Source organism: Nitrosospira sp. Nsp11 (assembly GCF_900142705.1).
Taxonomy (GTDB): Bacteria; Pseudomonadota; Gammaproteobacteria; order Burkholderiales; family Nitrosomonadaceae; genus Nitrosospira.
The window spans coordinates 377,765-401,571 of the sequence record NZ_FRBV01000002.1; the positions used below are offsets into that span (position 1 = coordinate 377,765).

A 23,807-nucleotide genomic window follows, 5' to 3' on the forward strand; every position below is an offset into this window, starting at 1 on the left:
TTTGTCTATGGCAGCATTCCGAATCGCCGGTTTTTCCGGCCTTGTGCCGAGGCTGGCCAAGCAACTGCTGAGCCCGAATCAGGCGCAAGTAGCGACCAATTGCATTCTAACCTCTGGCGACTTGCGTCCACGTAACGGACCTCTTCTGATCGCTTCGCCGGTTATCGCCAACGACATCAAATCCATGTTCCGGATGGAAAAAGATGGCAATGAAAAATGGCTGGCATGGGATAAGGATGTAGATGTTGCTCGTTCGCCCATCGCAGCCAATACCGAAAGGCGGTTCTACTACACCGGCGACGGCGAACCCCGGGTATCGGATTACGATACCGCGACTGCTGGCATAGGCCCATACCCTTCAGGCTGCTTTGTGCTTGGGGTGACGCCTCCAATAACAAAGCCTTCCGTGTCTGCCAGTGGCGGTACCGGCGCTGATGTTACTCGGGCATACGTTTATACCTTCGTTACGCCATGGGGCGAGGAATCGGCGCCTTCTCCGGCTTCTACGCTGGCTACCGGCAAAGAGTCGGGTGCGACCTGGGCATTAAGCGGGATGGATGTTGCGCCGCCGAATTCGGGCACGGTAACCGGTGCGGTCAAAGATACGCCGTCTGCTGGTTACGTTGAGATCACGCTTGATAAGGTTTATGGGCTGCGCGCTGGCGAGACTGTGACATTTTCTGGTGTTACCGGCATGACTGACCTCAATGGTGCGTTCACCCTTAATAACGTTGATTCTGTCACCAAGAAAGTCAGGGTCATCCTATCGACCACACAGACTTATTCATCCGGCGGCACGTGGACGCGGCAGGCCCCACATAACACCAACGGGATGAACAAACGCATCTATCGCACGCTGACCACTTCGAGTGGCACTGAGTACCACTACGTTGTCACCATTGCTGCAATCACCGCGACTTACAGCGATACGGCGAGTGATGAGACTGTCGCGCTGGGCGAAGTATTGCCCTCTACCACCTGGCTCATGCCGCCGGCAGACCTAAAGGGTATCGTCATTCTTGCCAACGGAATCGCGGCTGGTTTCACCGGAAATGAAGTCTGCTTCTCGGAGCCATTCAAGCCCTATGCCTGGCCGACCGCTTACCGGCAGACCTACGATCAGGACATTGTTGCAATCGGAGTTACCGGGACAACCCTTGTTGGCATGACGAAAGGCAATCCGTTCAGCATTACCGGCGTGGACCCGGTAACGATGGGCGGAGGCATGGAGAAGCTGGGCGTTGCATGGCCGTGCATGGCTAAGCGCGGCATGGCGAGTTTTGCATTCGGCGTAGGCTACCCGGCTCCGCAAGGGTTGGTTATCGCTGGCATCAATACGGACATTGTGACCAAGGATCTGTTCACGCAAAAGGAATGGGCTGAGCTTAACCCCAATACATTCATTGCCGCCTCTGCCGACAATCGTTACTACTGCGGATATACGGTTGATGACAGTTCGCTCATGTTCGTGATCGACAAGGCTGAATCTGCTTCATTCATCAAGGTTAATCAGAAGATTACGGCGATATGGGCTGATCCCTGGACCGGAAAACTTTACGTCGCAGCCGACAAGAAAATCTACCAGTGGGAAGGCGACGTCGGGACAAAGCTCGCCTACGAATGGAAGAGCAAGAAGTTCATTACGGCGCCGCCTATCAACTATGGCGCGGCCAAGATCGATGCTGATTTTGATATGACCGAAGCCGAATCCGCTTCATCCGGCGCATCGTTTGAGGCTTCTATTGCAGCAAATCAGGCGCTGATCGACGGCAGATTAATGGATGATGGATTAGCAGATGCGGAATTGGGTGAGCGTGAGCTATGCGGGGATGCGATGGAATCTACGCCTTCACTGGTTATCGACTCGCTGCAATTCCAACTATGGGCGGATGGCGTGCTGAAGTTTACCAAGCAGGTAACGAATACCCGCGCCTTCCGGCTGCCAGGTGGCTACAAGGCAGACAATGTTGAAGTTGTGCTATCGGGTAACGTGAAAGTTACAGGCGTGGTGCTGGCTGAGACTATGGATGGATTGAAGGGCGCGTAACAGGAAACTTGCGCAAATACTCAGTTTGCACAAATTCGCAAACTGAAACACCAGCCGCTCATTTGGGCGGCTTTTTTATTGGAGAAATGAAAATGGCTTTAGGATATAACGCAACACTCAGAAATACGATGCTGAACGCTATCACCACGGCGGCAGGGGCAAGTGCATTGCTTCGCATATACAGCGGCTCCAGACCGGCAACAGGCGGCACAGCAACGACGCTGCTTGCACAGTTGACATGCAACGCCACATTCGCGCCTGCGGCCTCTGGCGGTGTCCTGACTCTCAATGCAATCGCCGACGACTCAAGCGCGGATGCTACCGGGACGGCATCATGGTTTCGCATCGTGAAATCCGACGGGACGACTCATGTGCTTGATGGAAACGTTGGCACAAGCGGTTCCGATTTGAATCTGACCACGACAAGCATTGTTGCGGCGCAGCCGGTAAGTGTGACCAGTTTCACGATCAGCGAAGGCAATCCGTAATGGCAAACGTACTGAACCGCACAACCAATGAGTTTCGGCGCAGCGTTCATGAGCCGAATTACCCAGCAGGGGAGTGGATCATCAATCCTAATTTGGCGGCAGTTGAAGGCTTTGAGTCCAAATACTGGATCATTACCGGCGATACCGTGACTCTCATGGATCAAGCTGCGCGAAACGCTGTTGATTTGGCTGAGCTAGAAACGCAGCGCGACGCCATCGCTAGTATGTTCACGAACCCAGAGGATGTGCTTCGGGCGTTCATGCGGGTAGTGCTGAATGAGTTTAACGCTCATGCAGACTTCCAAAACCAGATTCTGAATGGGATACGCACCGCCACGTCGCTTGCTGATTTAAAGGCTAAAGCCACAGCCAAACAGGATTATCCTGACCGGACTGTTGACGATCTTATCACTGCTATCCGTAATAACTTAGGAAGTTAAAAATGGCGACCTCAGAAATTATCCTCCCGATTTTAAGTGGAGTAAAGGATGCGTCATTTCCGCCTGGTCTGTTGTGGATCGGCAACGTTCCATACCTCACCCTTGATGGAACGGATGATGAAATCATTACTTTCTCTTTCCGCATGCCAGATAATTTCGCTTCTGGCCTTACGGTAAAATGGCAGTATTCAATGGTTTCCGCAACAACGGGAGTCGTTGCAATCCGGACTCAGTTTGCGGCCTCTTCTGTTGGGGATAATATAGTTTCAAGAACGGCTGCTGCCATCGAGAAATCGGCGGACAACACCGTTCCAGGAACAGCAGGAGTTCTTAAAGAAATATCCTACTCGCCCGCTGTTCTTGATTCGCTTGCAGGTGGCGATCAAATTGCTATTCGCATTGGTCGCGAGAATGGAACTACCGGAACAAACGCAACAGGCGACATGGCGGTCTGGGCAATCTCGCTCACCTACACGACAACTTAAATGGCAATAGATCTCGGATCGAGTAATACAACTCGATACCACTCATTAGCGGATCACGCCGATTTCTCGCTCCCGAATGCCGATTGGACTTGGTTAGCGCTGGTATATCCAGAAAGTACGGCTGATATAAAATACCTAATTTCCACAGGACTGTACGGAAATCCAGCGAGCTTCAATCTATTTGTCTACAACACTGCCGCAGGTAAGGGGGCTGGGCTAAAGGTTGAAAGTGGGTATCCAGAACTAGCCACGACAACCCCGGTTGCGCATGACAAATGGAATTGGCTGTATGCCACCAGGCGGTCTGGGCAAATGTATGTGGGGCAGATTGGCTTGGGGGATTCGTCCGCGATAGAGTCCACTGGAACGGCGAACTTCGGCTCTTCTGATTCGTCTGTTGGCCCCTATATCGGCTCGCGTTCTGATTTAACAGCAAATCGGATGTGGAAAGGTCGCTGGGGGCAGGTATCATTTATCTCAGGGTCGGGACTAACGGCAGCGCAAGCTGTTGAACTTGCCAACGGGGCGCCCATTCTCGGAATGCATTTCGCGCCGAATATCAAGTTCTTGCTCCACGGTAGAACGGCGAGTGCGACGGCGATAATAGACATCGTAGGCGGCAAAACTGCGACCCGCTTTGGCACAACCTACGGCACAAACGAAGAAGATACGCAGACTCCGTATATCTGGGCCCCGCAATACATAAGAAGTATCGCAAGCGCAGGCGCGGCGGTAACTGGCACGGTAGCCTATACCAACGTTAACGACACATCTTCAGCATCAGGCACAACGACTATCACCGGATCCGTCGCAGCAACCAACGCTAACGATACATCGGCGGCATACGGCACGACCACAGTTACCGGCAGTTCGGCCACCACAAACGCAAACGACACCGTATCCGCCACAGGCTCACCGGTTATCGTCGGAACGTCTGCCACGACCAATGCCAATGACGCCTGCTCGGCAAGCGGCGTAGTTGGCTCAGCCGTAACTGGCTCAGTCGCCTACACCAACATTGATGATACAGCGTCGGCTTCAGGCACGACAACTGTAACGGGATCGGTAGCCGCATCGAACGCAAACGATACCAGCAGCGCGAGCGGCACAACGACCGTCGTTGGCTTTTCCGCTACCACAAATGCAGATGATATTTGCGCCGCAACTGGCACGGTAGAAGCGACCGCAATTGTTGGTACGGTAGCCTACGTCAACATTGACGACATAGCGAATGCCAGTGGCACGACAACTGTCGTCGGTTCGTCCTTCACAACCAACACCAATGACGCGGTATCCGCATACGGGCTTGTCAACAACGGCACGATAGTCGAAGCCGCCCTAACCACCGGCATCACCTCAACCGACAAGATAAAAAAACCCGGCATCCCGGTAGACGCACCGGCCTGGCTCAAAACCTTCCTTGAAACCATCGCTGGCCGCCGCGGAAACAAGATTACGCCACCTGCATTTCAAGATTTACAGTTCTCTGCAACGCCCACGAAAGCCGAATGCGAGGCGCTTTATCAGTACGTCAACCAAGTCCGGACTTCGGTTCAGGACATTCTAACGAGGCTGGATAGCTAATGGATCTTGTGTCACTTTTAAAAGCTCATGTTGGGCAGACTCTCACGCCTGAGTTGGCCGCTGATATTTGCATGGTTGCAAACCAGATTCCTTCCCTTATTCCCTTCGATGTTATCGAGCGGATCAAGCCTGCCGAGTACCGGGAATTCACCTTTGCCGTAGAGCGGATCGAGGATATTGCGGATGAGATCAAGCCTTTGCATAAATGTCATTGGGATGAGACTGAAGCGCACCGGCATGGGCTACCTTTCAACCCGGATTATGAAACCTTTTTTAGGTATGAACGCGCTGGGCGCTACATTCTTTTCACGCTGAGAAAGGATGGGGAATTGCTGGGCGACTGCGCCATGTATCTGGATAAGAGCGCACATACCCAAACTCTCATCGCTACTGAGGACACGCTGTATTTGTTGCCCGAAGCCCGCCGAGGTAGGGCGGCAATCAAGTTTGTTGCTTACGTGGAAAGCGCTTTGAAACAGTTGGGAGCACGTGAAATCAATATTACCGTCAAGACCGTGAATACAGCGGGCCGGTTCTTTCAAGCGCTTGGGTATTCACACGTGGAAAACGGATTGATGAAAGTGCTGGATTAAACGTACCGAGTCTGAAAGCACGAGGCCGCTCAATGAAGCGGCTTTTTTTATTTCCGAAAATCATTGACATAAGGAATGCAAATATGTATTGTTCACTTGCCGCTGAACATTCAGCGGTCGAGATTGACGTCTCGGAAACAGGGCGGGCGACCGCTGGAAAGCGGTTTTTTTACGCCTGTAGCATGGCTACCCCTTTATGGGCGGGTCGTGTGGGGAGCAGAAATGCTCACCGGTTCCCTTGTTCCGGCACGTCAACCCATGCGATTCCGCCCACCCGATTGACGTCGGGAGCGGAAAACTCAAACCGCTTAACAAGGAGTTTCACCATGTCCAAATCCAAAGGCGCAACCGCGCCAGCCGTAAAACCTGCCCTGAAACTCGCCACACCTAGTTTAAAACTAGCCTCCACACTAGCGCCCAAATCGGATTATGTCGATTCGATGCGAGAGCTGCTGCGCCGAGCTGAGCGCGGAGAGAATATTGGCCTCGCTTATGTCGAAATAAACAGCAACAAGACGTTTAGTACAGAGGCTATAGGAATAGCGGGAAAATCCACGTTGTCCTGTTTGGGCATGATTGAAACGCTTAAGGCCAAATTACTGAAAAAGGTGCTGGCATGAACGAACTCATTAAAGTTGAAGGACGTTCCGACGTCACAATGTCCAGTCTTGAGCTTGTGGAATTCATCAACGGCCAGCGTAAGCCGGAAGAAGCTGAATTGCGGCATGCGGATTTCTTGGTGAAGGTTCCTAAAGTCCTTGGAAAAGATGAACGAAATTTTTCGTCCATCTATTTTGACAGCCTGAATCGTGAGAAGCCCTGCTATCGCTTCCTTAAGCGCGAGGCTTGCCTGATGGCCATGTCCTACAGCTACGACTTACAGGCCAAAGTATTCGACCGGATGACTGAGCTTGAGCAGAAAACCGCGAATGCGCCATCGCTGCCAGACTTCACTAAGCCCGCAGTAGCTGCAAGAGCCTGGGCGGAGCAGTACGAAGCCCGAGAAGTTGCCGTGGCTCAATTGGAAGCCGCCAAGCCCGCCCTCGATTTTGTAGAACGATACGTTGACGCAAGAACAAGCCAGTGCATTACAGACGTTGCCAAGATCATCGGATGGAGGCCTCGTGCATTTACGAAGCAGCTTGAGCAGGATGGCGTGATCTTCATGCGCGGGGTCTGGCTACCGTACCAAGAGCACATTAATGCCGGCAGGTTTGAAGTAAAGACCGGGGAAAATGACGGCTTCGGATTCCGCCAGACGAGGGTAACGCCAAAAGGCATCACCTGGCTCGCGGAGAAATACGGGAAAGATGAAATGCCAGAGGTCAGCGGCGCCGCTCTAAAGAAGCCAAGATCAACGAGCGCATCGAAACACAACTAAGGTTTAAGTTGCCTCCCTGTTGGGTCTGATAGAATACACAGACTCAACAGCGGGGGCTTTGCTATGCGGCGCTTATTGGTTTGTGTGGGGGCGCTAAGTGTGTTCTTGCTTACGGGGTTTAATTTGTGGGGGCCTAGTTCCTTTGAGGAATGTCGCGATCAGGCTGCCAGAGAAGCAAAAACAGAAGCAGGAATGGGCATTCTTATAAGAAGCTGCCGCAAGCAATTTCCTAAGTTATCTGAACTTAAGGGTGAATGGGCGCGATTTGCGAGAGTTGCCAAAAATTATAGATATGATCGCTCCATTCCTGCGGCACGCTCAGAGCCAACTAACCGAACAGGAAAAGACTACGGAGAGTTCTTTGCGGATAAATATGGTGGCAAGAGTGGGAGTTCGCTTGGTGACTACATAGAAGATATGTTTCCGTCGCACCAAACGGCTGAAGGTAGGGCCGAACTTCTTGCGTCAAAAAAATTCATGAATTGGTTTATCGGCCAACCGGATTATCTTAAAGCATTGGTTGTTTCGCCTATGCTTCAGGCGAACGAAGATAAGATATTTGAGGCTTATGGAGCCACGATATATTGAGTGAAAGAGCCCCAGTCAGCAGGAGTGGACGTACTTCAGTCCAATGGAGTTGGATTGCAGAGAAACCTTATAATTCCTGTCCTGCGCAGAATTTAACCAAAGGAGGAGAAGAATGGGAAATATCATTGCAATCGCCGCGGTGGCTGTAGCGCTCGCGCTACCTGTTGCATCAAGCGCGCAATCTTATGGGAATAACTACGGGTTTGATCCGAGCATTCAGCGGCGAACACAAGAGATGCAGCAGCAGCAAATGCAGCAAATGGAAGCGCAGCGCATGCATCAAGATCGAATGATGCAGCAACAGCAAATGCAGCAATCCATAGATCAAACGCGCCAGCAGCAACATTGGGACAGCATGAATAACAACGTTTCAAGGCCGTACCGATACTGAACTCGCAAAAAACCACCAAGCCGCCACTAGCGGCTTTTTTTATGCCTAAAAAAGGAGAAATAGTTATGTGTAGTTCGAAGCCACCGAAGGCCGATCCACTTGTGGGGCAGTCCGCAATGGCAAACGCAGAAATATCGAAAGAAATGGCGGGAGTTGCGCGGGACACTTTAGCTTGGAATAAAGACCGTGCGGCGCAACAAGATCCATTAATAGAGAAAGTGGTGCAGCAGCAGATCGACTCTGCGGACACGAACGCGGCGCGCGCTGAAAGTCAGTGGAATATATACAAAAACCTCTTCGCTCCCATCGAAGAGAAAATGGTGGACGATGCTAACAATTGGGACTCACCGGAGCGGCAGGAACGCATGGCCAGTCAAGCGGCTGGAGATGTGAGGAAGAGCTACCAAGGTGCGCTCGACTCAAACCAGCGCGGAATGGAGCGGATGGGGATCAATCCCAATTCTGGCCGATTCCAAGCGATACAAAATGAAACTAACCTTGGTTTGGCAAGGGATGCAGCGGGCGCGATGAACGGCGCACGGCGCGCCACTGAACAGCAGGGGGTGGCACTACGTACCGGCGCAGCGCAGTTCGGGAGGAATATGCCAAATACGGGAATTGCTGCGGACTCGCTCGCTCTGAACGGCGGAAACTCTGCCGTTGGAAATATGGCCGCTGGCGCGAATATAAACAATGCCGGCACCAATGCTGCGGTGAATTGGTTTGGAGGCGCCCAAGCAGGGAATAATTCAGCGGGCGGATTGATGAATAACCTGTATGGAAATCAACTGAACGCCTGGAGCCAGGACCAGCAGATGAAGGCTCAATCAATGGCGGGAATAGGAAGTCTGCTCGGAACCGCCGGCGGTGCGGCGGCCATGATGTTGCGCAAGGGCGGCGTGATCAAAAACAACTCAGCGCACGGCTTGTCCGGGAAACCGCTCTCCAGACCAAACGCCTCTTCTGGCGGATTGGGCATGCTGAGGCGCAGTGGGTACGCAGAAGGCGGCATGATCGAGGGGCCGGGTACCGGGACAAGCGATTCCATTCCGGCAAGTATCGAAGGCGTTCAGCCTATCCGCTTATCGAATGGTGAGGCGGTGCTGAACAAGGAAGCCGTGGGGTTGATCGGAGAAGATGCGGTGCATCGACTTAACGCTGGCGGCCTGATGATGCTGGAAAAAAGCAAGGGCAGGGCGGCGGGGCGGGGCGCGGGTGGGTCCAGGGGCGGGCTGTCAATGTTGGCTAAACACTAAAGGGGAATAAACCATGAATTTTGGCGCATTAGCAGGTGGAATGGCAAACGGACTGGCGAGCGGGCTCCAGATTGGGCGGAATATCAAACACCAAGGCGGTTTGATGGATTTGGAGAATAAAAGATATGAATTAGATAAGGAGAAATTTCAGTTCGATAAGGACAAGATAAAGAACGGATGGCAAATGGTTGGCGATCTGCTCACTCCGGCAGGAGGGGGGGCGGCGCTTCAATTCAAGACGGACGGAAGCGGGCAGATAGCTGACCCGCAGCAGTCATCGGCTCTACTTCCGCCAGAGCAGCGCCCAGATTATGGAATTAGAGGTTTCGCCAGTGGCGGGCTGGCAATGCTGGACTCAAGGTATGTCAATGGCGGAATATTCAAAAACGCGAATATGGGGGGCGGGCTTTCATCGTCCAAGCCTAAGGGGTTTGCTGAAGGAGGTGTGGCAAGAATACCAGATGCGGCTTTTGCGCAAGCGGGGCTAGGAACTCCCAGGCAGATGCAGTCGCTTAACAGCGAGCAGCCGTCAAGCATGAGCCTAGGGGATTTTGACCGCCAGCAAAAGGCACAGCGCCAGCAGCTACAACAAAGCCAGCAGGCTCAAGAGCCAGAACAACTCAGCCCGCAGAAAAAACTGATGAAGGCGATGGTAAGTGGCACGCTTGATGCCGACAAGTTAGACCAGATCAGCATGGTCTTTCATCAAATGGGTATCGGCAAAGAAATGACGCCGTGGCTGGAGCGTGCTTACTCAGCGAAAAAGAGCGGCTTGGCGGATGGCGTTATGCATTTGATGCGCGGGCAAGTGGACGAAGCCATCCCTTTTTTGAAGAGGGGCGGCATAGAGTTGGCAGATCGCCCTACAAGAATAGATGGCAATAAGTGGAAGATAAATATTGCTGGCGTGGGTGAGCAAGAAATGGACCTGGGAGACCTGTTGCAAACGACCTTTGACCCTGAGAAATACCTCGAACACCAACTGAAGCGGAATGAATCAGAGGGGCGAAGGGGTGTATCTGATGCTCAGGTTCGGAACTATGATGCCAGTGCGCGCGACAATGACGCGAGCGCATTAAAGAATAGGGCGATGGGCGCTTACTACTTGGGAGCAAAAACCAATGAAGCCGCGGCGCGGGCAGGTCGTTATGATCGCATGGGCGTTGGTAGCGACAAACCGGAAAAAATAGACGCTGCAATCAAGCGCAGAGATTCCGCGTTGGACGCGCTAAGTTCTGTTACGGGCGATGATGGAAAGCCGTTCGTTGACCCACAGAAACGCATGACATATTCAAGCCTTTCGGTTGATGCCGAACAAGCAGTATCGGATATGCTCGGCGGCCGCGACTTAACGGCACGAGAGCAACATGCGCTAACTGACATGATACGCACCGCTCCGCTTGGTAATGGACCGGCGATGAGCCAATGGGCAAAGCAGTTGCAACAGCGCTTCGGCGGCGGCAAACCGACGGCAAAACCTCAGGGCAGACTTGATACGCCTCGACCGGCACCGCAAGCCAACGCCGCGCCGCTTGGGGAATCAAGGGAGTCTCCGGCAGTGAATCCAAGTCCCGGCGGGATTGCGCAACGCCGCACCCCACAGCAAGAGCAGATTCACCAAGCAAGGTTTAACCCCATGGATCAACTTCGATTGAAAGAATTGCATCACGAGGTTACCGCGTCGAACCTTACGCCAAGCGACAGAGAAAAACTTGAGGCTGAGATTCAAGCCATTGTGGCGAGGAACGCTTAGATTGAGATCAAGCGTTTAGTAGATAAAAGGATAATGATATGCCAGAAGGTTTAGACGAGTTCAGCAATCTGTTTGCTAAAAAGTACGGTGGCGCTGGAAATTCCGCTATCAGAACCGAAGATGAAACCGCCGACCTGGGCGGTTTTTTTTCGTCCAAGTATGGAGCGCCTGCTGAACCCGAGAAACCGGCCATACCCAATGAACAAGGCGGTTTTATCGCCTCTGCCAAGCGTGCAGCCGGCGCTGGCATCAAAGGCGCTGGCCAAGCCGCGGCCGACTTCATCCCCGGAGTCGGCCAAGATAACGCTCTCAAGCGCGCTGGGCAGGGAATCATCGACGCCAATCCCACGGCAGTAAATAGCCTTGAGGATATTGCCGACAAGCCCGGTACCGCCGTGGCTGAAGCAACAGGCAATGCCGCCTCATCGATGGCCGGTATTGTCGGGGCAAGGGCAGTAGGGCAGGGCATCACCGCATTATCTCCATTGGCCGGTCCCGCTGCGCCACTGGTTGCCGCTGCCGGACAGGTTGTGTCATGGCTTGGACCTGCCGCTATTGCCGCTCTGCCTTCCTTTGGTGGAATCCGTGACAAGCAGATTCTGGCTGATCCAGACAATCAGGATTCAGCTAAATCCAAGGCCGTTGCTGCGCTGGGCGCTGCAACCGTAGGCGCTATCGAATCCCGCTTTGGTCCGCAGAATTGGGCACTTGCTGCGATGACGAAAGAGGGCAGGGCGAAGCTGGCTGAGAAGTTTGCGGCTACCACGCTGAAGGGATCGATCGGCAAAGGGATAGTGAAGGGTGCCGCAATCGAAGGCGCTGAAGAGCTTGTTCAGAATCCCGTTGAGCAACTTGCCTCATTCGAAAACCCGACTACGCCAGAGAATATAGATGAAACGCTGTTCGGTGGCGCCATGGGTGCTATTGGCGGCGGGGTTCTTGGCGGTGGAACGGGCGCGGTATTTCGCCGACAGGAAAATGCTGAGCACGTTAAAACAATCCTCGGCAAACCAGTAACCGAAGTCTCCGATGGCGTCCTAAAATACACCTCGAACCGTGGCGGCGAACGCGCGAAGGCTGCGGCTCAAACTGAATTGAATCGTCGCGCGACTGAAGGCGTTGATCCTTCCGTTGCGGATGCCCCAGAATCAGCCAGCGAAGCCGTAGACCGCATCATTTCTACCGGACGGGATAAGGCAGACGAAATACGGGAAACGCGGCAGGCGGCTTCTGATGCGATTCAGGATGGCGTGTTTGATGAGCCAAGCCATGTTAACGACGCCATTAATATGGTTGATGCCCCCACTCCCGAGCGCATCGAAACGCTCAACGCGCAAATGGATGCCCTCGCAGAAGGCCGTAAGCCTGGCGTGTTGCTGACACCCGGCGAACCTATGCCGCATTCCCTGCCTGAAGGCGTTCAAGCCGCCGAGATACCGGGCCGGGGCACTCTTCTGTATCGCGATGACGCTACGCTACAAGCCGCCCTCGATAACCGCATGGGCGAGGCGCTGGGCTATGGCATCGATGAGAAGCCGGGAACGGATCAGGTTGTCACTGCGCGGGACGCGAACGGCACCGTGATCCAGGACGTGGCTACCGATGGAAGGCCGGAAGTGGAGCAGGCTGCGGCTGGCGTGGCGGGGGAGCATGGATCCGTTGAGGTCAGGCCGGTTGGTGAGGCGATGGCTGAGCGGGCGGCTAATTCCCGAGAATTCGATGGAATTAAAACCCAGGCCGATGTCGTGATTCCGACATCGAATAAAAATCAATCAGTTACGACCGATACGGGAATCCCCGTAACGCAAGCCATCGGTCCTGCAAGGGAAACCCGCCCCACGCAACAACCTTCTATCGAAGATAAATCACGTGAGGCGCAATCTCCCGCAGGGAATGAAAGCGTATCAGAGGAAGCCGGAGCTGTACAGCCTGCAAAGAAGGCTCTAAAGCCTAAGAAGAAGGAAATTAGAGCAAACCTGGAAGATCATTTCCGGCCCGGCAATATCATCAGAAATAGTTATTGGAGAAATCATGAGCGGGTCTTATCGTTCAATCAGAGCGACAATAACTGGTCTGTTACTGTCCAAACAGTAAAAAAGGATGCCGCCGGAAATTGGGTAAACACTGAGGCACCGCGTACGCATAGAACGTTTCCCTCGTTCGATAAAGATATTGTGGTTGAGCGTCATCCAGTGATTCATCCAGAACCGGGAAGTGCAGATTCTTCTAGCGAAATAAATGCGCAAGAATCACATCCTATTCGCGCCCATCTGGAATCGTTAATCAAACGCCGCGCCCCTGCAAAACAGGGCGGGAAAGACTTGTCCAAAGCAATTGAGCGCGCCAAAGAAGTAATGGAAGGTAAGCGGGAGGCATCAACTGTCGAGCATAGATATTTCCGCCTGCACGCCAAGGCGTTCGAGAAGGCTGATATGGAATCAGCTAAGATTTTGCGGAAGATTGCGGAGGCGGTGAAGCCGAAGGCGCTTGAGACTCAGGCCGCCAGTTCGTCATTTGAACGCTTCGCCGCACTCGGGCATGAGATTGGGACTGCAAAGCAAGCGCTGGCCGATGCAGAAGAAATAACCGGGCTGCGCCTTGGGCTGCAAATTGCTTATGTGAAACTCAGGGCTGGCAACCCGGCTCGATTTGTGCCAGAAAGTCGTACGCTGGAGGTTTCGAGGGACTGGAAATACCCAAGGTCTGAGGGCGCCCAGTATCTGGCAGAAGAGCTATTCCATGCCGTTGATGTCTTGTCGGGCGACCGGACGCTGAGCGCATCCAGTAAACGACTGGATTTAAAGACTGGCGATATAGCTCAGGAGGTCATTAGCCATTACGACGATAAAAGCGCTTATACGGAATTTCTATCTTACCCTCTTGGCGACAACAGTTTGTCCGACTCGGTTAAAAAAGCTGAACTTTTTGCGCGGCTTGCTGTACTATATTTCGGTGAGCCTGCAAGGATGCAGCGCTATTTGCCAACAGCTTATGGAGCATTCAATGAAATATTCCGGTTCTCAATTAACCCAGTTACTGGGGAAATATCACGAAGCCTTTGGTCCTTTGCCGGAGGGCGTCCACCGTTGGGCAGCGAACACGGGGCAAGTGGACAGGATGTATCTGGGAATGGAGGAATCTCTCAAAGTGGGCAAAGAGCCGAACTGGGAAGACTACGTAAATCTATCTGGCGTGTCTTCAAGGCCGACCCCTTGGGAGGAAAGGTCTCTTTCAGTCGCGTAGATACAAGGTCATTCAAATCTCGCCTGCAGGCGTATAAGGAAAAGAGCGCGAGGAAAAGCGAATCTCCGAAGTTCAGCCGCGATGCAGCTCAAATAGCAGAAACCCGTAATCGACTAAAAGCAGCATCCGCTAAATCCAAACAGGCCGCCAAACAAGGTGGCCTTTCTGTTTCTGACGTCAAGAAATTCATTGAGCCCTTGCAACAAGCCGGGTTCAAGAAGATCAATATTGCCGCTACTCAGAATGATCTCCCTCAGAAAATAAAGGAACAGATCAAGTCTCAGAAAGCAGGAGGCGTGCGCGGGGTTTATCTCCCGACAACGGATGAAATCTGGCTGGTTGCCGATCAGCTAAATGATGCGTTTGAAGTGGCTATGGTTACCATGCATGAGGCGCGTCACCGGGGCCTGAGAAAGATGTTCGGTGCGGACGTTGATCCGATCATGCGGCAAATATACGCCACGAATAAGCGCGTGCGCGATGCCGCCGATAGGATGATGAAAGCACATGCTGGCATGTCCAAGGAAACGGCTGTCGAGGAAGTTCTCGCCGATATGTCCATTGACAGGGTGAGGGCGCTCAACGGATGGAAGAAGCTCGTGCGCTTCATTCAGCAGTGGATCTCGGAAAAGTTCGACATTACATTTACTGATGCCATGGTAGAGCAATTGGTGGCCGGGGCGGAAGTTGTGGGCATGGCGGAGAACGAGGTATCGCTGTTCGATGAGAAACAGGCGGAGGTTTATAGGGATGCGTCGGATGGCACGATGTTCAGCCGCATGCCACCCCAGCCCGGCGGCAACGCATCATGGGACGCGCCAGAGCCCTCAAAGCTCGATAACCTAATCTACTCACTCCAGAATAAACATATCGACATGAAGCGCGTTATGGAGTCCGTGCGTGAGTCTGGACAGCAACTCGCCGAGAAGTTTGACGCCTATTTGCAAGAAGAGCTATTCCATGGAAGATCGGCGAAGCGCACCAAGGATTTCGTAAACAGCGAACTCAAGCCGCTCATCGCCGGGCTGAAGCTGCGCGGCCTGTCGATCGATGAACTGGATAAGTACCTGCACGCTCGGCACGCGCAAGAGGCTAACGCGCTTATCGCTCAACGTGACCCCAATATGCCCGACGGCGGCTCGGGCATGACGAATCAGGAGGCCAGGGATTACTTTGCCAATCTGCCAGCCGATAAGAAACGTAAGCTCGAGCAGACCGCGAAGAAGGTCGATGACATCATTTCCCAGACCCGCGACCTGTACGTTTCCTATGGGCTCATCAGCCAGGCAGAGGCCGATAGCTGGGCGCAGATGTTCAAGTTTTATGTGCCGCTCATGCGCGAGGATAAAGATGGCGGCATGGGTATCGGGCAGGGCTTTTCCATTAAAGGGAAAGAGGCAAAGCATCGGACCGGTTCGAAACGTGCCGTGGTTGATATTCTGGCCAACATCGCTTTGCAGCGTGAGAGGGCGATTGTGCGCGGGGAAAAGAACAGGGTTGCCGTTTCGCTCTACGGGTTGGCGAAACTGAATCCGAATGATGAATTCTGGACCACAGAAAACGTTCCCCAGCGTCATTACGACGAAAAGACCGGGCAGGTGGTTGAGCGCGCCGACCCTCGATATAAAGAACGAGCGAATGTAGTGGTATCCAAGATTGTCGATAGCAAGGGGCGGGTAACTGAGCGAGCCGTGATCTTCAACGAGAACGACGAACGAGCTATGCGCATGGCCCAGGCAATCAAGAATCTGGATGCTTCGCAGCTCGAGGGGCTGATGGGCGTATCTGCCAAGGTCACGCGCTACTTTGCCGCGATCAACACTCAGTACAATCCGGTCTTTGGTATCGTTAACCTGACGCGCGACTTGCAGGCTTCTTTGCTCAATCTTTCGTCTACGCCTATCGCCGGACACAAGGCTGCGGTGCTCGGCAATATCCTCCCGGCCATTCGCGCTATTTATGCATCCTCCCGGGGCGAACGCAAAGGCAATCAGTCAACGTCTACCATGGCCGCCCTATGGGATGAGATGCAGAAAGAAGGCGGCATGACCGGTTACCGCGACCTGTTCAAAACCAGCGAGGATCGGGCAAATGCAATCAAGCGCGAACTGGATCCGACTGCCTGGATGAATAGCGGTTTGGGAAAGATATTTACCGCCGGCGGGGCCCTGAAAGTTCCGCTGGCCATCGCTCAGAAGCGGGCAGGGTGGTTGTTCGACTGGCTATCTGATTACAACCAAACGCTGGAAGGGGCAATGCGGCTGTCGGTTTATAAGGTAGCGATCGATAAAGGCTTGAGCAAGGCGCGGGCGGCGAGCATTGCAAAAAATATTTCAGTTAATTTCAATCGGAAAGGCTCTTCTGGCCAGCAAGCCGGGGCCTTGTATGCATTCTTCAATGCTGCCATGCAAGGAACCGCGCGCATCGGCGAGACCATGACGACCATGGAAAAAGGGGATATTAAAACATTCCGCTTCAATAAGGCCGGGAAGCAAATCATCGCTGGTGGGATCACGCTCGGCGCGGTTCAAGCGCTTGCACTCGCTGCCGCTGGATTCGATGATGACGAGCCGCCTGAGTTCGTGCGCGAGCGCAGCCTGATCATTCCGATAGGTGACAAGAAGTATGTAACCATTCCAATGCCGCTCGGCTTTCACGCTATCCCGAACATAGGGCGCATTAGTACCGAGTTTGCCATGGGCGGTTTCAAGAAGCCGGCAGACCATACTATGCGACTCGCCGCGGTATTCGCTGAAGCGTTCAATCCAATCGGTAGCGCGGGATTCTCTATTCAGACCATCGCGCCTACCGCGATCGATTCGCTTGTCGCACTATCCGAAAACAAGGATTGGACCGGGAAGCCGATAGCCAAGGAGGATTTCAACAAGCTATCCCCGACACCCGGATTTTCTCGAAACAAAAATACCGCCAGCGATCCGGCAAAATGGATAGCGGAAGCGATCAATACTATCTCCGGCGGAAATAAGTATGTACCGGGTGTATTCAGTCCAACTGCAGATCAAATTGATTATCTTGCTGGGCAGGTAACCGGTGGAGTAGGGCGCGAATCAGGGAAGGCGCAGCAATCGGTTGCGGCTGTGCTGACCGGTGAGGATTTGCCGCCGCACAAGATCCCGCTGGTCGGGCGCTTCTATGGGAACAGTGAAAACTCATCTAGCCAAGGCAACGCCTTCTACTCCAACCTTAAACGAATCAATGAACTAGAAGCTGAACTTAAAGGAAGGCGGAAGGATCGTTTGCCGATCGATGAGTTTAAAGCCGAGAATCCGGAGCATCGGCTTGTTGTGCGCGCCAATCTGATCGAGCGACTGGTATCCAAGCAGCGAAAGATGAAATCGGAACTGATTGAGAAAGACGCGCCCAATGAACAAGTGAAAGCCGTTGAGGAACGCATTACGAAGCTCATGACGGGCTTTAACGTTCGAGTAAAGGAGTTACGACAAGAGGCCCGCCAGTAGCGTATAGATGACCGATAGCCCCATGCCGAACCATGTCAGCGCCAACAGTATCTGCATGAACTGGTGCGGGGCTATCGCTACCAGGGCGAGGAATGCGATGAAGAAGAGGATGAGCAGGGCCATCTGAGAAGGCGTTCTAATTCCCTCGAAATTCGAGGGTTTTTAACAGAGAAAATAAGGAAGTCGGTGCATTTTCTGGGCAGTAATCGCTGAAACCCGCATGGATACTCGTTCTACGAGGGATTTTAAGTCCCTTGTGTCTACCAATTTCACCATCCGGGCAATAGATTTTATTCATTATTTCCAGACAAAGTTTGATTGAACTTTCCCCCTGCGTTCCCGCTATATGACGATACAAAAGGAAAGCCTTCAACTGAAAACGCGTTTGATTTTATCACACCCAAAAATCATTGTATTGCCTAGGTTTGCTTCACTTTGTCGCTTACCTTGTTCCCACCTCGATAGCAATAGCAGCTCCTGCTCCGCCGTTCAGCTTGCAAGTCAGCATTATCTCTATCCCCCTTAGCTCGGCAGGTGTACCAAAGTCCAATAGTCATTATCTTCGAAGTACGTAAGATGAGGCTTCGCAAAAGCGTGGCAGACTGGCTGGATGGTCCCTCTCGCTGAAAATGGGAGGCGTATTTCAATGCTATTGAATTCTATTCAAGGGATCCATTCATGCTTTGGAGATGTGACCTGGTGTCAAGATGGGCAAAACGACCGGGTTTCCCATTCGCGTTCAGCCCGACCGTTTGTCTCCTGCAGGACGAATAAATGCGTGGGCCCCGTATTCAAAAATCATCTGAATCATCTGATTCCTTACCTTTGCCTTTAAACCGTTGCCTGGCAAAGTCACGAAAAACGGATGAAGGCGCCATATTACCCGGAAGGCTGGTGCTGAGCCATTGCAACATCGTGGGTGAAGTGGCGCGGGCGATGATGATGCGAATGCCGAATTGGTTGCGGGCGGAATTGTTTCCAGATGGCGCTGAATTGATCGCTGCTGCCCATGATATCGGAAAGGTCAGCCCGACTTTTCAGAAGAAAATTTATTCCGCGCTTTCTCGAAAAGATGATGCCGTGCTTTCATCGGTGAAGGCGCATAACGCTGAGGCCGAGAAATGCTGGGGAGGGCACGGCGGCGTCAGCCAAGCGACAGCGGAAGCTCGGAACGTTGGAAAATATATTCCGGAAATCCTGGGCCAGCATCATGGATTTTCGCCAAATTTAGCTGCTTACCAAGCTGTCAGCGAAGTATTTGGCGGCGAGTCCTGGCAAGCGCAACGCATCGAATTGCTGGCGCAACTCAAACAGACACTGAATACCAATTTTCCTATCGTGAAGGATGCGTTGCAGGCGCGCGTGCTCGCCGGGCTCACCACGGTCTCCGACTGGATCGGATCAGGCTCGCTATTTGAAGACCCCGACGGCGATTGGCGGCTCAAAATCGAACAAGCATTGGATTCCGCCGGATTTATGCAGCCACAGCTGAAATCCGGTTCAAGTTTCCTCGAAGTATTCGGCTTTGCACCTAAAGCCGCTCAAATCAGGCTGATCGAGGCGGCGGATCAGCCTGGCGTGTATGTGCTCGAAGCCCCGATGGGATTGGGAAAAACCGAGGCTGCCCTGTATGCGGCTTATCAATTACTGCAAAAAAAACTGGCCACGGGCATTTATTTCGCGCTGCCTACCCAACTTACTTCGGACAAAATCCATGAGCGGGTCAATGCATTCCTGGGCCAAATTCTGGAGGACGACTCGCCTCATAAGCAGGCCTTGCTGGTCCACGGCAACGCATGGCTGAAGCAGTTCGAAATGGGCGAGGAGGGTAACCCCGGCGGCGCTTGGTTTGCGCAAGGAAAGCGTGGCATTCTGGCGCCATTTGCCGTGGGTACGGTTGACCAGGCCCTCATGGCGGTGATGAATGTCAAACACGGCTTTGTCCGCACCTTCGGCTTGGCAGGCAAAGTGGTGATACTGGATGAAGTGCATTCATACGACAGCTTTACCGGCACGATTCTGGATGCGCTCGTTAGAGCGCTGCGCCAACTGGGATGCACCGTCATTATCCTGAGCGCCACGCTGACGCAGGAGCGCAGGGCCAAATTGCTGGGCATCGCGCCACAGGGTAATGCTTGCCCTCTGAGTCCTTACCCTTTGATTACCGCACAGCCTAAGGATGGTGGTTTCACAGAAATATCCGTGGAACGAATTCCCGATATTTCAGTAACCATTGCTCATCGCTTCGAAACCGACGCTATTGATGAGGTTTTGCGTCGGGCTGAAGAAGGCCAGCAAGTACTGTGGATAGAAAACACCGTAAAGGAGGCGCAGGATCTCTACCGGAAGCTCGCCGCACGCACCAGTGGAATGGAGGTGAAGTGCGGCCTGTTGCATTCGCGCTTTACCAAAACCGATCGGGCCGCCAATGAAGATGCATGGGTTAACTGTTTTGGCAAAGGCGGTGCCGAGGCCCGCACACGGCAGGGGCGCATTCTCGTCGGCACGCAAGTGCTCGAACAATCTCTGGATATCGACGTCGATTTCCTGGTTACCCGTATCGCCCCTACCGACATGCTTCTGCAAAGGCTGGGGCGTTTATGGCGACACATGGAAACCCGGCGCCCATACGGCGCCCAGTGCGAGGCTTGGATACTCTCGCCCGATCTGGCAGAGGCAATCATATCCCCCGAACTGGCATTTGGCGCGACGTCGAAGATTTACGCACCATATGTGCTTTGCCGCAGCCTGGCAGTCTGGCAGGGCATTAATCAAGTTCGTTTGCCAAGCCAGATTCGCGAGCTGATCGAAGCGACCTATGCCGCGCAAGAGGAGGGCGAGCATATGGCCCGGCACCTGCACCAGGTGGAGGTCATGCGAGCCCGGCTTGAACGCCTGGCGTTGCATGGGCTATCGAAAGGCGGCACCACGCAGCCGGAAGAAAAAGCCCAAACGCGCCACAGCGACTTGGAATCCACTGAAGTGCTCCTGATTCGCACCTATCAGCACGACCCGCTAACGAAAGGGACATGGGTTACCTTGCTGGATAACGAGAGGCTATGGGTCCCGCATAATGGACGTTCCCTCAAGCGCAAGCAATGGCACGAGATCAGCGCAATGCTGATGCAAAACACATTGAAAGTCGCTGATTATCTCGCTCCGGACGTCGTTAATAAAACACGGATCAACTGGCTCGGCGATTATTTTTACCTGGGGAGGCCCGAATATGAAGAAAGCGTCATGCTGCGCGTGGCACTGGTTGATGAAAGCGGAGCGGTCAAATCGCTCGACAACAGTTTGGCGAACAGCAGCTACCGTATCCACTATGACTCATTGATCGGCTATCAAACCATAAAAAAGGAAGGAGCAAAAATATGACATCTGTAAGTCGGTTCAATCTCATTGATGAGCCGTGGATTCCCGTTGTGGACTCGGGACGAGTCAGCCTGAGGCAGTTGTTCAGCCATCCGGAATACCGCGCATTGGGCGGCAACCCGGTGCAGAAGATCACCTTGACCAAACTTCTGCTGGCTATTGCCCAGGCTGCCTGTACGCCTGAAAACGATGACGATTGGGCGGATATCCAACCGACAGGGATGGCGAAGAGGTGTCTGGCATATCTCGACAAATGGCATGACCGGTTTTATCTTTACGGTGAAAAGCCATTTTTGCAGATGCCAAGGATCAAAGCTGCCGCCGTGCAGACTTTTGGCGCGGTACTGGCCGAGGTTTCTACCGGCAATGCAACCGTACTTATCCAATCCCAGATAGAAAAACGTCTGACTGATGCAGACAAGTCCTTGCTGATTGTGCAACTGATGGGATTCGGCCTGGGCGGCAAGAAAACCGATAATTCAATCGTTCTCTCGCCTGGTTATCAAGGTAAATTTAATGACAAAGGCAAGCCTTCCACGGGCAAGCCCAGCGCATCGATTGGCTTCCTGGGGTTTCTGCATAATTTTTTGCAAGGAAAATCCCTGCTGGAAACATTATGGATCAATTTATTTACCCGGCAGCAAATTTCCAATCTTGATATTTATCCGCAAGGAGTGGGTAGGGCGCCCTGGGAGCAGATGCCGGAAGGTGAAAATTGCCCGATCGCCAATGTAATGAAATCCAGTCTCATGGGGAGACTTGTCCCGCTTTCCCGTTTTTGTTTATTGATGGAAAGCGGCTTGCATTACTCTGAAGGCATTTCTCATCCAGGCCACAAGGACGGGGTTATTGACCCGAGCGTATCGGTCGATTTTTCCACTAAAGACCCAAAAGCGATCTGGGCTGATCCAGAAAAGCGCCCTTGGCGGTTACTGACCGCATTGCTAAGCTTTTTTTCTCAAACCAATAACAGGAGCTTTGACTGTTACCAGCTCCGTTTGAGCATGAAGCGCGCCATTCCCCATATGCAAACACTTGGTGTCTGGTCGGGAGGCTTGCGCGTTAGTAGCAACGCGGGTGAGCAATATGTTTCGGGCACAGATGATTTTGTGGAATCGGTGATTGAGCTTGAAAGCATTGTCTTGGGCGAGCTGTGGTTCACCAATCTGCAACTGGAAATGGACGAGCTGAATGGACTCTCCAAAACTGTTTATGGCGCAACGCTGAATTATTTTAAAAGCCAGAATATGGAAGCCAAAGGGCAGAGTGCGCAAGCCGGCAATCTCTTCTGGCAACTGTGCGAGCGGCAGTTTCAGGATTTGGTGAATGCTTGCGGCGATGTGGATCAAGCCCGTGCCATGCGTCCTGTTTTCGCACGGTTCGTCCACAAGGCCTACGATACCCATTGCCCTGGTGATTCTGCCCGTCAGCTCGACGCCTGGGCGAAAAACCGCCCCAATTTAAGCAAATATCTTAAAAACCCGACCAAGGAAGCAGCATGAGTATCGATACCCAAGGCCCCTTGCAAAAAACGGTTCCGCCTCGCAATAAAAGTCTGGCGTTCGTGGATTACATTATTAGTCGATGCGAGGCCGACAACGGTTTGCGTGCCGCACTCAAGCGGGCCGACAATCCCGCTACTGAATACCAGAGCTGGGAAGTGATGGCAGATTTTCGTATAAATCTGGAATACGAAAACCAGCGCTTGCCCCATGCAACCATTGCCGCCGCTGTTGCCCGGTCAAAAATCGAGCAAAACGGCACCGTCAAAATCGGCCAGGCCATTGCGCGCTGCTATGAGGACGGCAACGCCAGCGATCAGGCCAAAGCCAGGCTGCGCCGTCTATTGGCCTGCGATTCGGTCCCGGAGGCCTGCCGCATCCTGCGTCCATTGCTCAGCCTGATTGAATCAAGAAGCAATACCGCTCCTGACTATGCCAGCCTTCTGAATGATTTGCTCTGGTTCGACCATGCTGATAGCCAGACACGCATCAAAGCGCGCTGGGCGCAGGATTTTTACGGCAAGCCGGCAGACGGAGGCAAGGATGAGTGAAGACGCGGTGGCTTATGCGAGTGTGCTGCGCTTAAGTCGCGCCGACATGAACATCCTTGGCATCAAGGATGCTTATGCCTTACACAAGGTCGTGTATGGATTGTTTGAAGATATTCGTTCGGAGAACGAGAAGCAAGCCAGCACTCGCAGCGGCATCGTTTATGCGGACAAGGGCGGCGATTTCAATATGCGGCAAATCCTGATGCTGTCCAATCGCAAACCGCACCAGACCCCGCAGTTTGGTGAAGTCCATACTCGAATCGTTCATTCGGATTTCCTGAAGCATGAACGTTATGCCTTCGAAGTCACGCTCAACCCCGGCAGGCGCGACAAGCAAACGGGCAAGGTCGTGCCCGTTCGAGGGCGCGAGGGCATAGAGCAGTGGTTCAAGGCGCATGCGCCGCAATCCTGGGGATTTGGGGTCAATCCCCAAAACCTGCAAACCGGGCAAATTAGCGTGCAAACTTTTGAGAAATCCGGCAGGGCGGTTACCCATAGCAGCGCCACACTCAAGGGCGAACTCACGGTCATCGACAAAGATCGTTTTACCCGGAGTTTCACCCAGGGCATAGGACGAGGGCGCGCGTTCGGCTTCGGGCTCTTGCAGATCGTTCCCTTGGCTGCAGCCATTTAATTTCTAATTCATATCGA

Annotated in this window: 18 protein-coding genes; 17 read left to right on the plus strand and 1 reads right to left on the minus strand. The window is 53.2% G+C overall.

Annotation, left to right across the window (positions count from 1 at the left end):
* The first annotated feature begins 7 nt into the window (after window positions 1-7).
* The 13 genes from BUA28_RS04930 (at window position 8) to BUA28_RS04990 (ending at window position 17,728) form a co-directional block, all read left to right on the plus strand.
* Window positions 8-2,047: a ubiquitin-activating E1 FCCH domain-containing protein gene (locus BUA28_RS04930; RefSeq protein ID WP_072766993.1), complete on the plus strand. Its 2,040-nt coding sequence runs from the start codon at window positions 8-10 to the stop codon at window positions 2,045-2,047.
* Between the two features lie 92 nt (window positions 2,048-2,139).
* On the plus strand, window positions 2,140-2,535 hold the full coding sequence (locus BUA28_RS04935) for a hypothetical protein (RefSeq protein WP_072766994.1): 396 nt from the start codon (window positions 2,140-2,142) through the stop codon (window positions 2,533-2,535).
* Complete coding sequence (locus tag BUA28_RS04940) at window positions 2,535-2,975, plus strand: hypothetical protein (protein WP_072766995.1); 441 nt, start codon at window positions 2,535-2,537, stop codon at window positions 2,973-2,975. The genes BUA28_RS04935 and BUA28_RS04940 overlap by 1 nt, the downstream gene beginning before the upstream one ends.
* A gap of 2 nt (window positions 2,976-2,977) precedes the next feature.
* Complete coding sequence (locus BUA28_RS04945) at window positions 2,978-3,460, plus strand: hypothetical protein (protein WP_072766996.1); 483 nt, start codon at window positions 2,978-2,980, stop codon at window positions 3,458-3,460.
* Entirely contained in the window at window positions 3,461-5,044 is a 1,584-nt protein-coding gene (locus tag BUA28_RS04950) for a hypothetical protein (protein WP_143148441.1), read from the plus strand. It begins immediately after the preceding gene.
* Window positions 5,044-5,637: a GNAT family N-acetyltransferase gene (locus BUA28_RS04955; protein WP_072766998.1), complete on the plus strand. Its 594-nt coding sequence runs from the start codon at window positions 5,044-5,046 to the stop codon at window positions 5,635-5,637. Before BUA28_RS04950 ends, BUA28_RS04955 begins: the two co-directional genes overlap by 1 nt.
* Window positions 5,638-5,963: 326 nt before the next feature.
* Window positions 5,964-6,257 carry a hypothetical protein gene (locus tag BUA28_RS04960; protein WP_072766999.1) on the plus strand — a complete coding sequence of 98 codons (294 nt, stop codon included), beginning with the start codon at window positions 5,964-5,966 and terminating at the stop codon, window positions 6,255-6,257.
* The gene (locus tag BUA28_RS04965; protein ID WP_072767000.1) at window positions 6,254-7,018 is read left to right on the plus strand and encodes a phage antirepressor KilAC domain-containing protein; all 765 of its coding nucleotides are present in this window, start codon (window positions 6,254-6,256) and stop codon (window positions 7,016-7,018) included. The genes BUA28_RS04960 and BUA28_RS04965 overlap by 4 nt, the downstream gene beginning before the upstream one ends.
* 99 nt (window positions 7,019-7,117) lie before the next feature.
* Entirely contained in the window at window positions 7,118-7,606 is a 489-nt protein-coding gene (locus BUA28_RS04970; protein ID WP_143148442.1) for a hypothetical protein, read from the plus strand.
* Window positions 7,607-7,718: 112 nt separating this feature from the next.
* Window positions 7,719-7,997 (plus strand): hypothetical protein, encoded by a 279-nt coding sequence (locus BUA28_RS04975; RefSeq protein ID WP_072767002.1) that lies wholly within the window; start codon window positions 7,719-7,721, stop codon window positions 7,995-7,997.
* A gap of 65 nt (window positions 7,998-8,062) precedes the next feature.
* The gene (locus BUA28_RS04980; RefSeq protein WP_072767003.1) at window positions 8,063-9,253 is read left to right on the plus strand and encodes a hypothetical protein; all 1,191 of its coding nucleotides are present in this window, start codon (window positions 8,063-8,065) and stop codon (window positions 9,251-9,253) included.
* A 13-nt stretch (window positions 9,254-9,266) separates the two neighbouring features.
* Window positions 9,267-11,006 carry a hypothetical protein gene (locus BUA28_RS04985; protein WP_072767004.1) on the plus strand — a complete coding sequence of 580 codons (1,740 nt, stop codon included), beginning with the start codon at window positions 9,267-9,269 and terminating at the stop codon, window positions 11,004-11,006.
* A 38-nt stretch (window positions 11,007-11,044) separates the two neighbouring features.
* Window positions 11,045-17,728 (plus strand): LPD38 domain-containing protein, encoded by a 6,684-nt coding sequence (locus tag BUA28_RS04990; protein ID WP_072767005.1) that lies wholly within the window; start codon window positions 11,045-11,047, stop codon window positions 17,726-17,728.
* Here the strand turns inward: BUA28_RS04990 and BUA28_RS15805 are convergent.
* A complete protein-coding gene (locus BUA28_RS15805) occupies window positions 17,705-17,851 on the minus strand; it encodes a hypothetical protein (protein WP_178297899.1) in 147 nt (48 codons plus the stop codon). The two genes, BUA28_RS04990 and BUA28_RS15805, sit on opposite strands and share 24 nt — an antisense overlap.
* Window positions 17,852-18,502: 651 nt before the next feature.
* On the opposite strand from BUA28_RS15805, the gene BUA28_RS04995 reads away from it, so the two are divergent.
* From BUA28_RS04995 to cas6e, 4 genes are read left to right on the plus strand one after another with little or no spacing between them, the layout of a single operon-like run.
* Window positions 18,503-21,106, plus strand: coding sequence for a CRISPR-associated helicase/endonuclease Cas3 (locus BUA28_RS04995; RefSeq protein ID WP_072767006.1), 2,604 nt, complete (start codon window positions 18,503-18,505; stop codon window positions 21,104-21,106).
* Entirely contained in the window at window positions 21,103-22,605 is a 1,503-nt protein-coding gene (gene casA, locus BUA28_RS05000; protein ID WP_072767007.1) for a type I-E CRISPR-associated protein Cse1/CasA, read from the plus strand. Before BUA28_RS04995 ends, casA begins: the two co-directional genes overlap by 4 nt.
* Entirely contained in the window at window positions 22,602-23,156 is a 555-nt protein-coding gene (gene casB, locus BUA28_RS05005) for a type I-E CRISPR-associated protein Cse2/CasB (protein WP_072767008.1), read from the plus strand. Before casA ends, casB begins: the two co-directional genes overlap by 4 nt.
* On the plus strand, window positions 23,149-23,790 hold the full coding sequence (gene cas6e, locus BUA28_RS05010; RefSeq protein ID WP_072767009.1) for a type I-E CRISPR-associated protein Cas6/Cse3/CasE: 642 nt from the start codon (window positions 23,149-23,151) through the stop codon (window positions 23,788-23,790). The genes casB and cas6e overlap by 8 nt, the downstream gene beginning before the upstream one ends.
* Window positions 23,791-23,807: the final 17 nt, after the last annotated feature.

Coding starts and splice junctions, on each gene's coding strand:
- BUA28_RS04930 (WP_072766993.1), top strand. CDS start 8: ATGGCAGCATTCCGAATCGCCGGTTTTTCCGGCCTTGTGCCGAGGCTG.
- BUA28_RS04935 (WP_072766994.1), top strand. CDS start 2,140: ATGGCTTTAGGATATAACGCAACACTCAGAAATACGATGCTGAACGCT.
- BUA28_RS04940 (WP_072766995.1), top strand. CDS start 2,535: ATGGCAAACGTACTGAACCGCACAACCAATGAGTTTCGGCGCAGCGTT.
- BUA28_RS04945 (WP_072766996.1), top strand. CDS start 2,978: ATGGCGACCTCAGAAATTATCCTCCCGATTTTAAGTGGAGTAAAGGAT.
- BUA28_RS04950 (WP_143148441.1), top strand. CDS start 3,461: ATGGCAATAGATCTCGGATCGAGTAATACAACTCGATACCACTCATTA.
- BUA28_RS04955 (WP_072766998.1), top strand. CDS start 5,044: ATGGATCTTGTGTCACTTTTAAAAGCTCATGTTGGGCAGACTCTCACG.
- BUA28_RS04960 (WP_072766999.1), top strand. CDS start 5,964: ATGTCCAAATCCAAAGGCGCAACCGCGCCAGCCGTAAAACCTGCCCTG.
- BUA28_RS04965 (WP_072767000.1), top strand. CDS start 6,254: ATGAACGAACTCATTAAAGTTGAAGGACGTTCCGACGTCACAATGTCC.
- BUA28_RS04975 (WP_072767002.1), top strand. CDS start 7,719: ATGGGAAATATCATTGCAATCGCCGCGGTGGCTGTAGCGCTCGCGCTA.
- BUA28_RS04980 (WP_072767003.1), top strand. CDS start 8,063: ATGTGTAGTTCGAAGCCACCGAAGGCCGATCCACTTGTGGGGCAGTCC.
- BUA28_RS04985 (WP_072767004.1), top strand. CDS start 9,267: ATGAATTTTGGCGCATTAGCAGGTGGAATGGCAAACGGACTGGCGAGC.
- BUA28_RS04990 (WP_072767005.1), top strand. CDS start 11,045: ATGCCAGAAGGTTTAGACGAGTTCAGCAATCTGTTTGCTAAAAAGTAC.
- BUA28_RS15805 (WP_178297899.1), bottom strand. CDS start 17,851: ATGGCCCTGCTCATCCTCTTCTTCATCGCATTCCTCGCCCTGGTAGCG.
- BUA28_RS04995 (WP_072767006.1), top strand. CDS start 18,503: ATGCGTGGGCCCCGTATTCAAAAATCATCTGAATCATCTGATTCCTTA.
- casA (WP_072767007.1), top strand. CDS start 21,103: ATGACATCTGTAAGTCGGTTCAATCTCATTGATGAGCCGTGGATTCCC.
- casB (WP_072767008.1), top strand. CDS start 22,602: ATGAGTATCGATACCCAAGGCCCCTTGCAAAAAACGGTTCCGCCTCGC.
- cas6e (WP_072767009.1), top strand. CDS start 23,149: ATGAGTGAAGACGCGGTGGCTTATGCGAGTGTGCTGCGCTTAAGTCGC.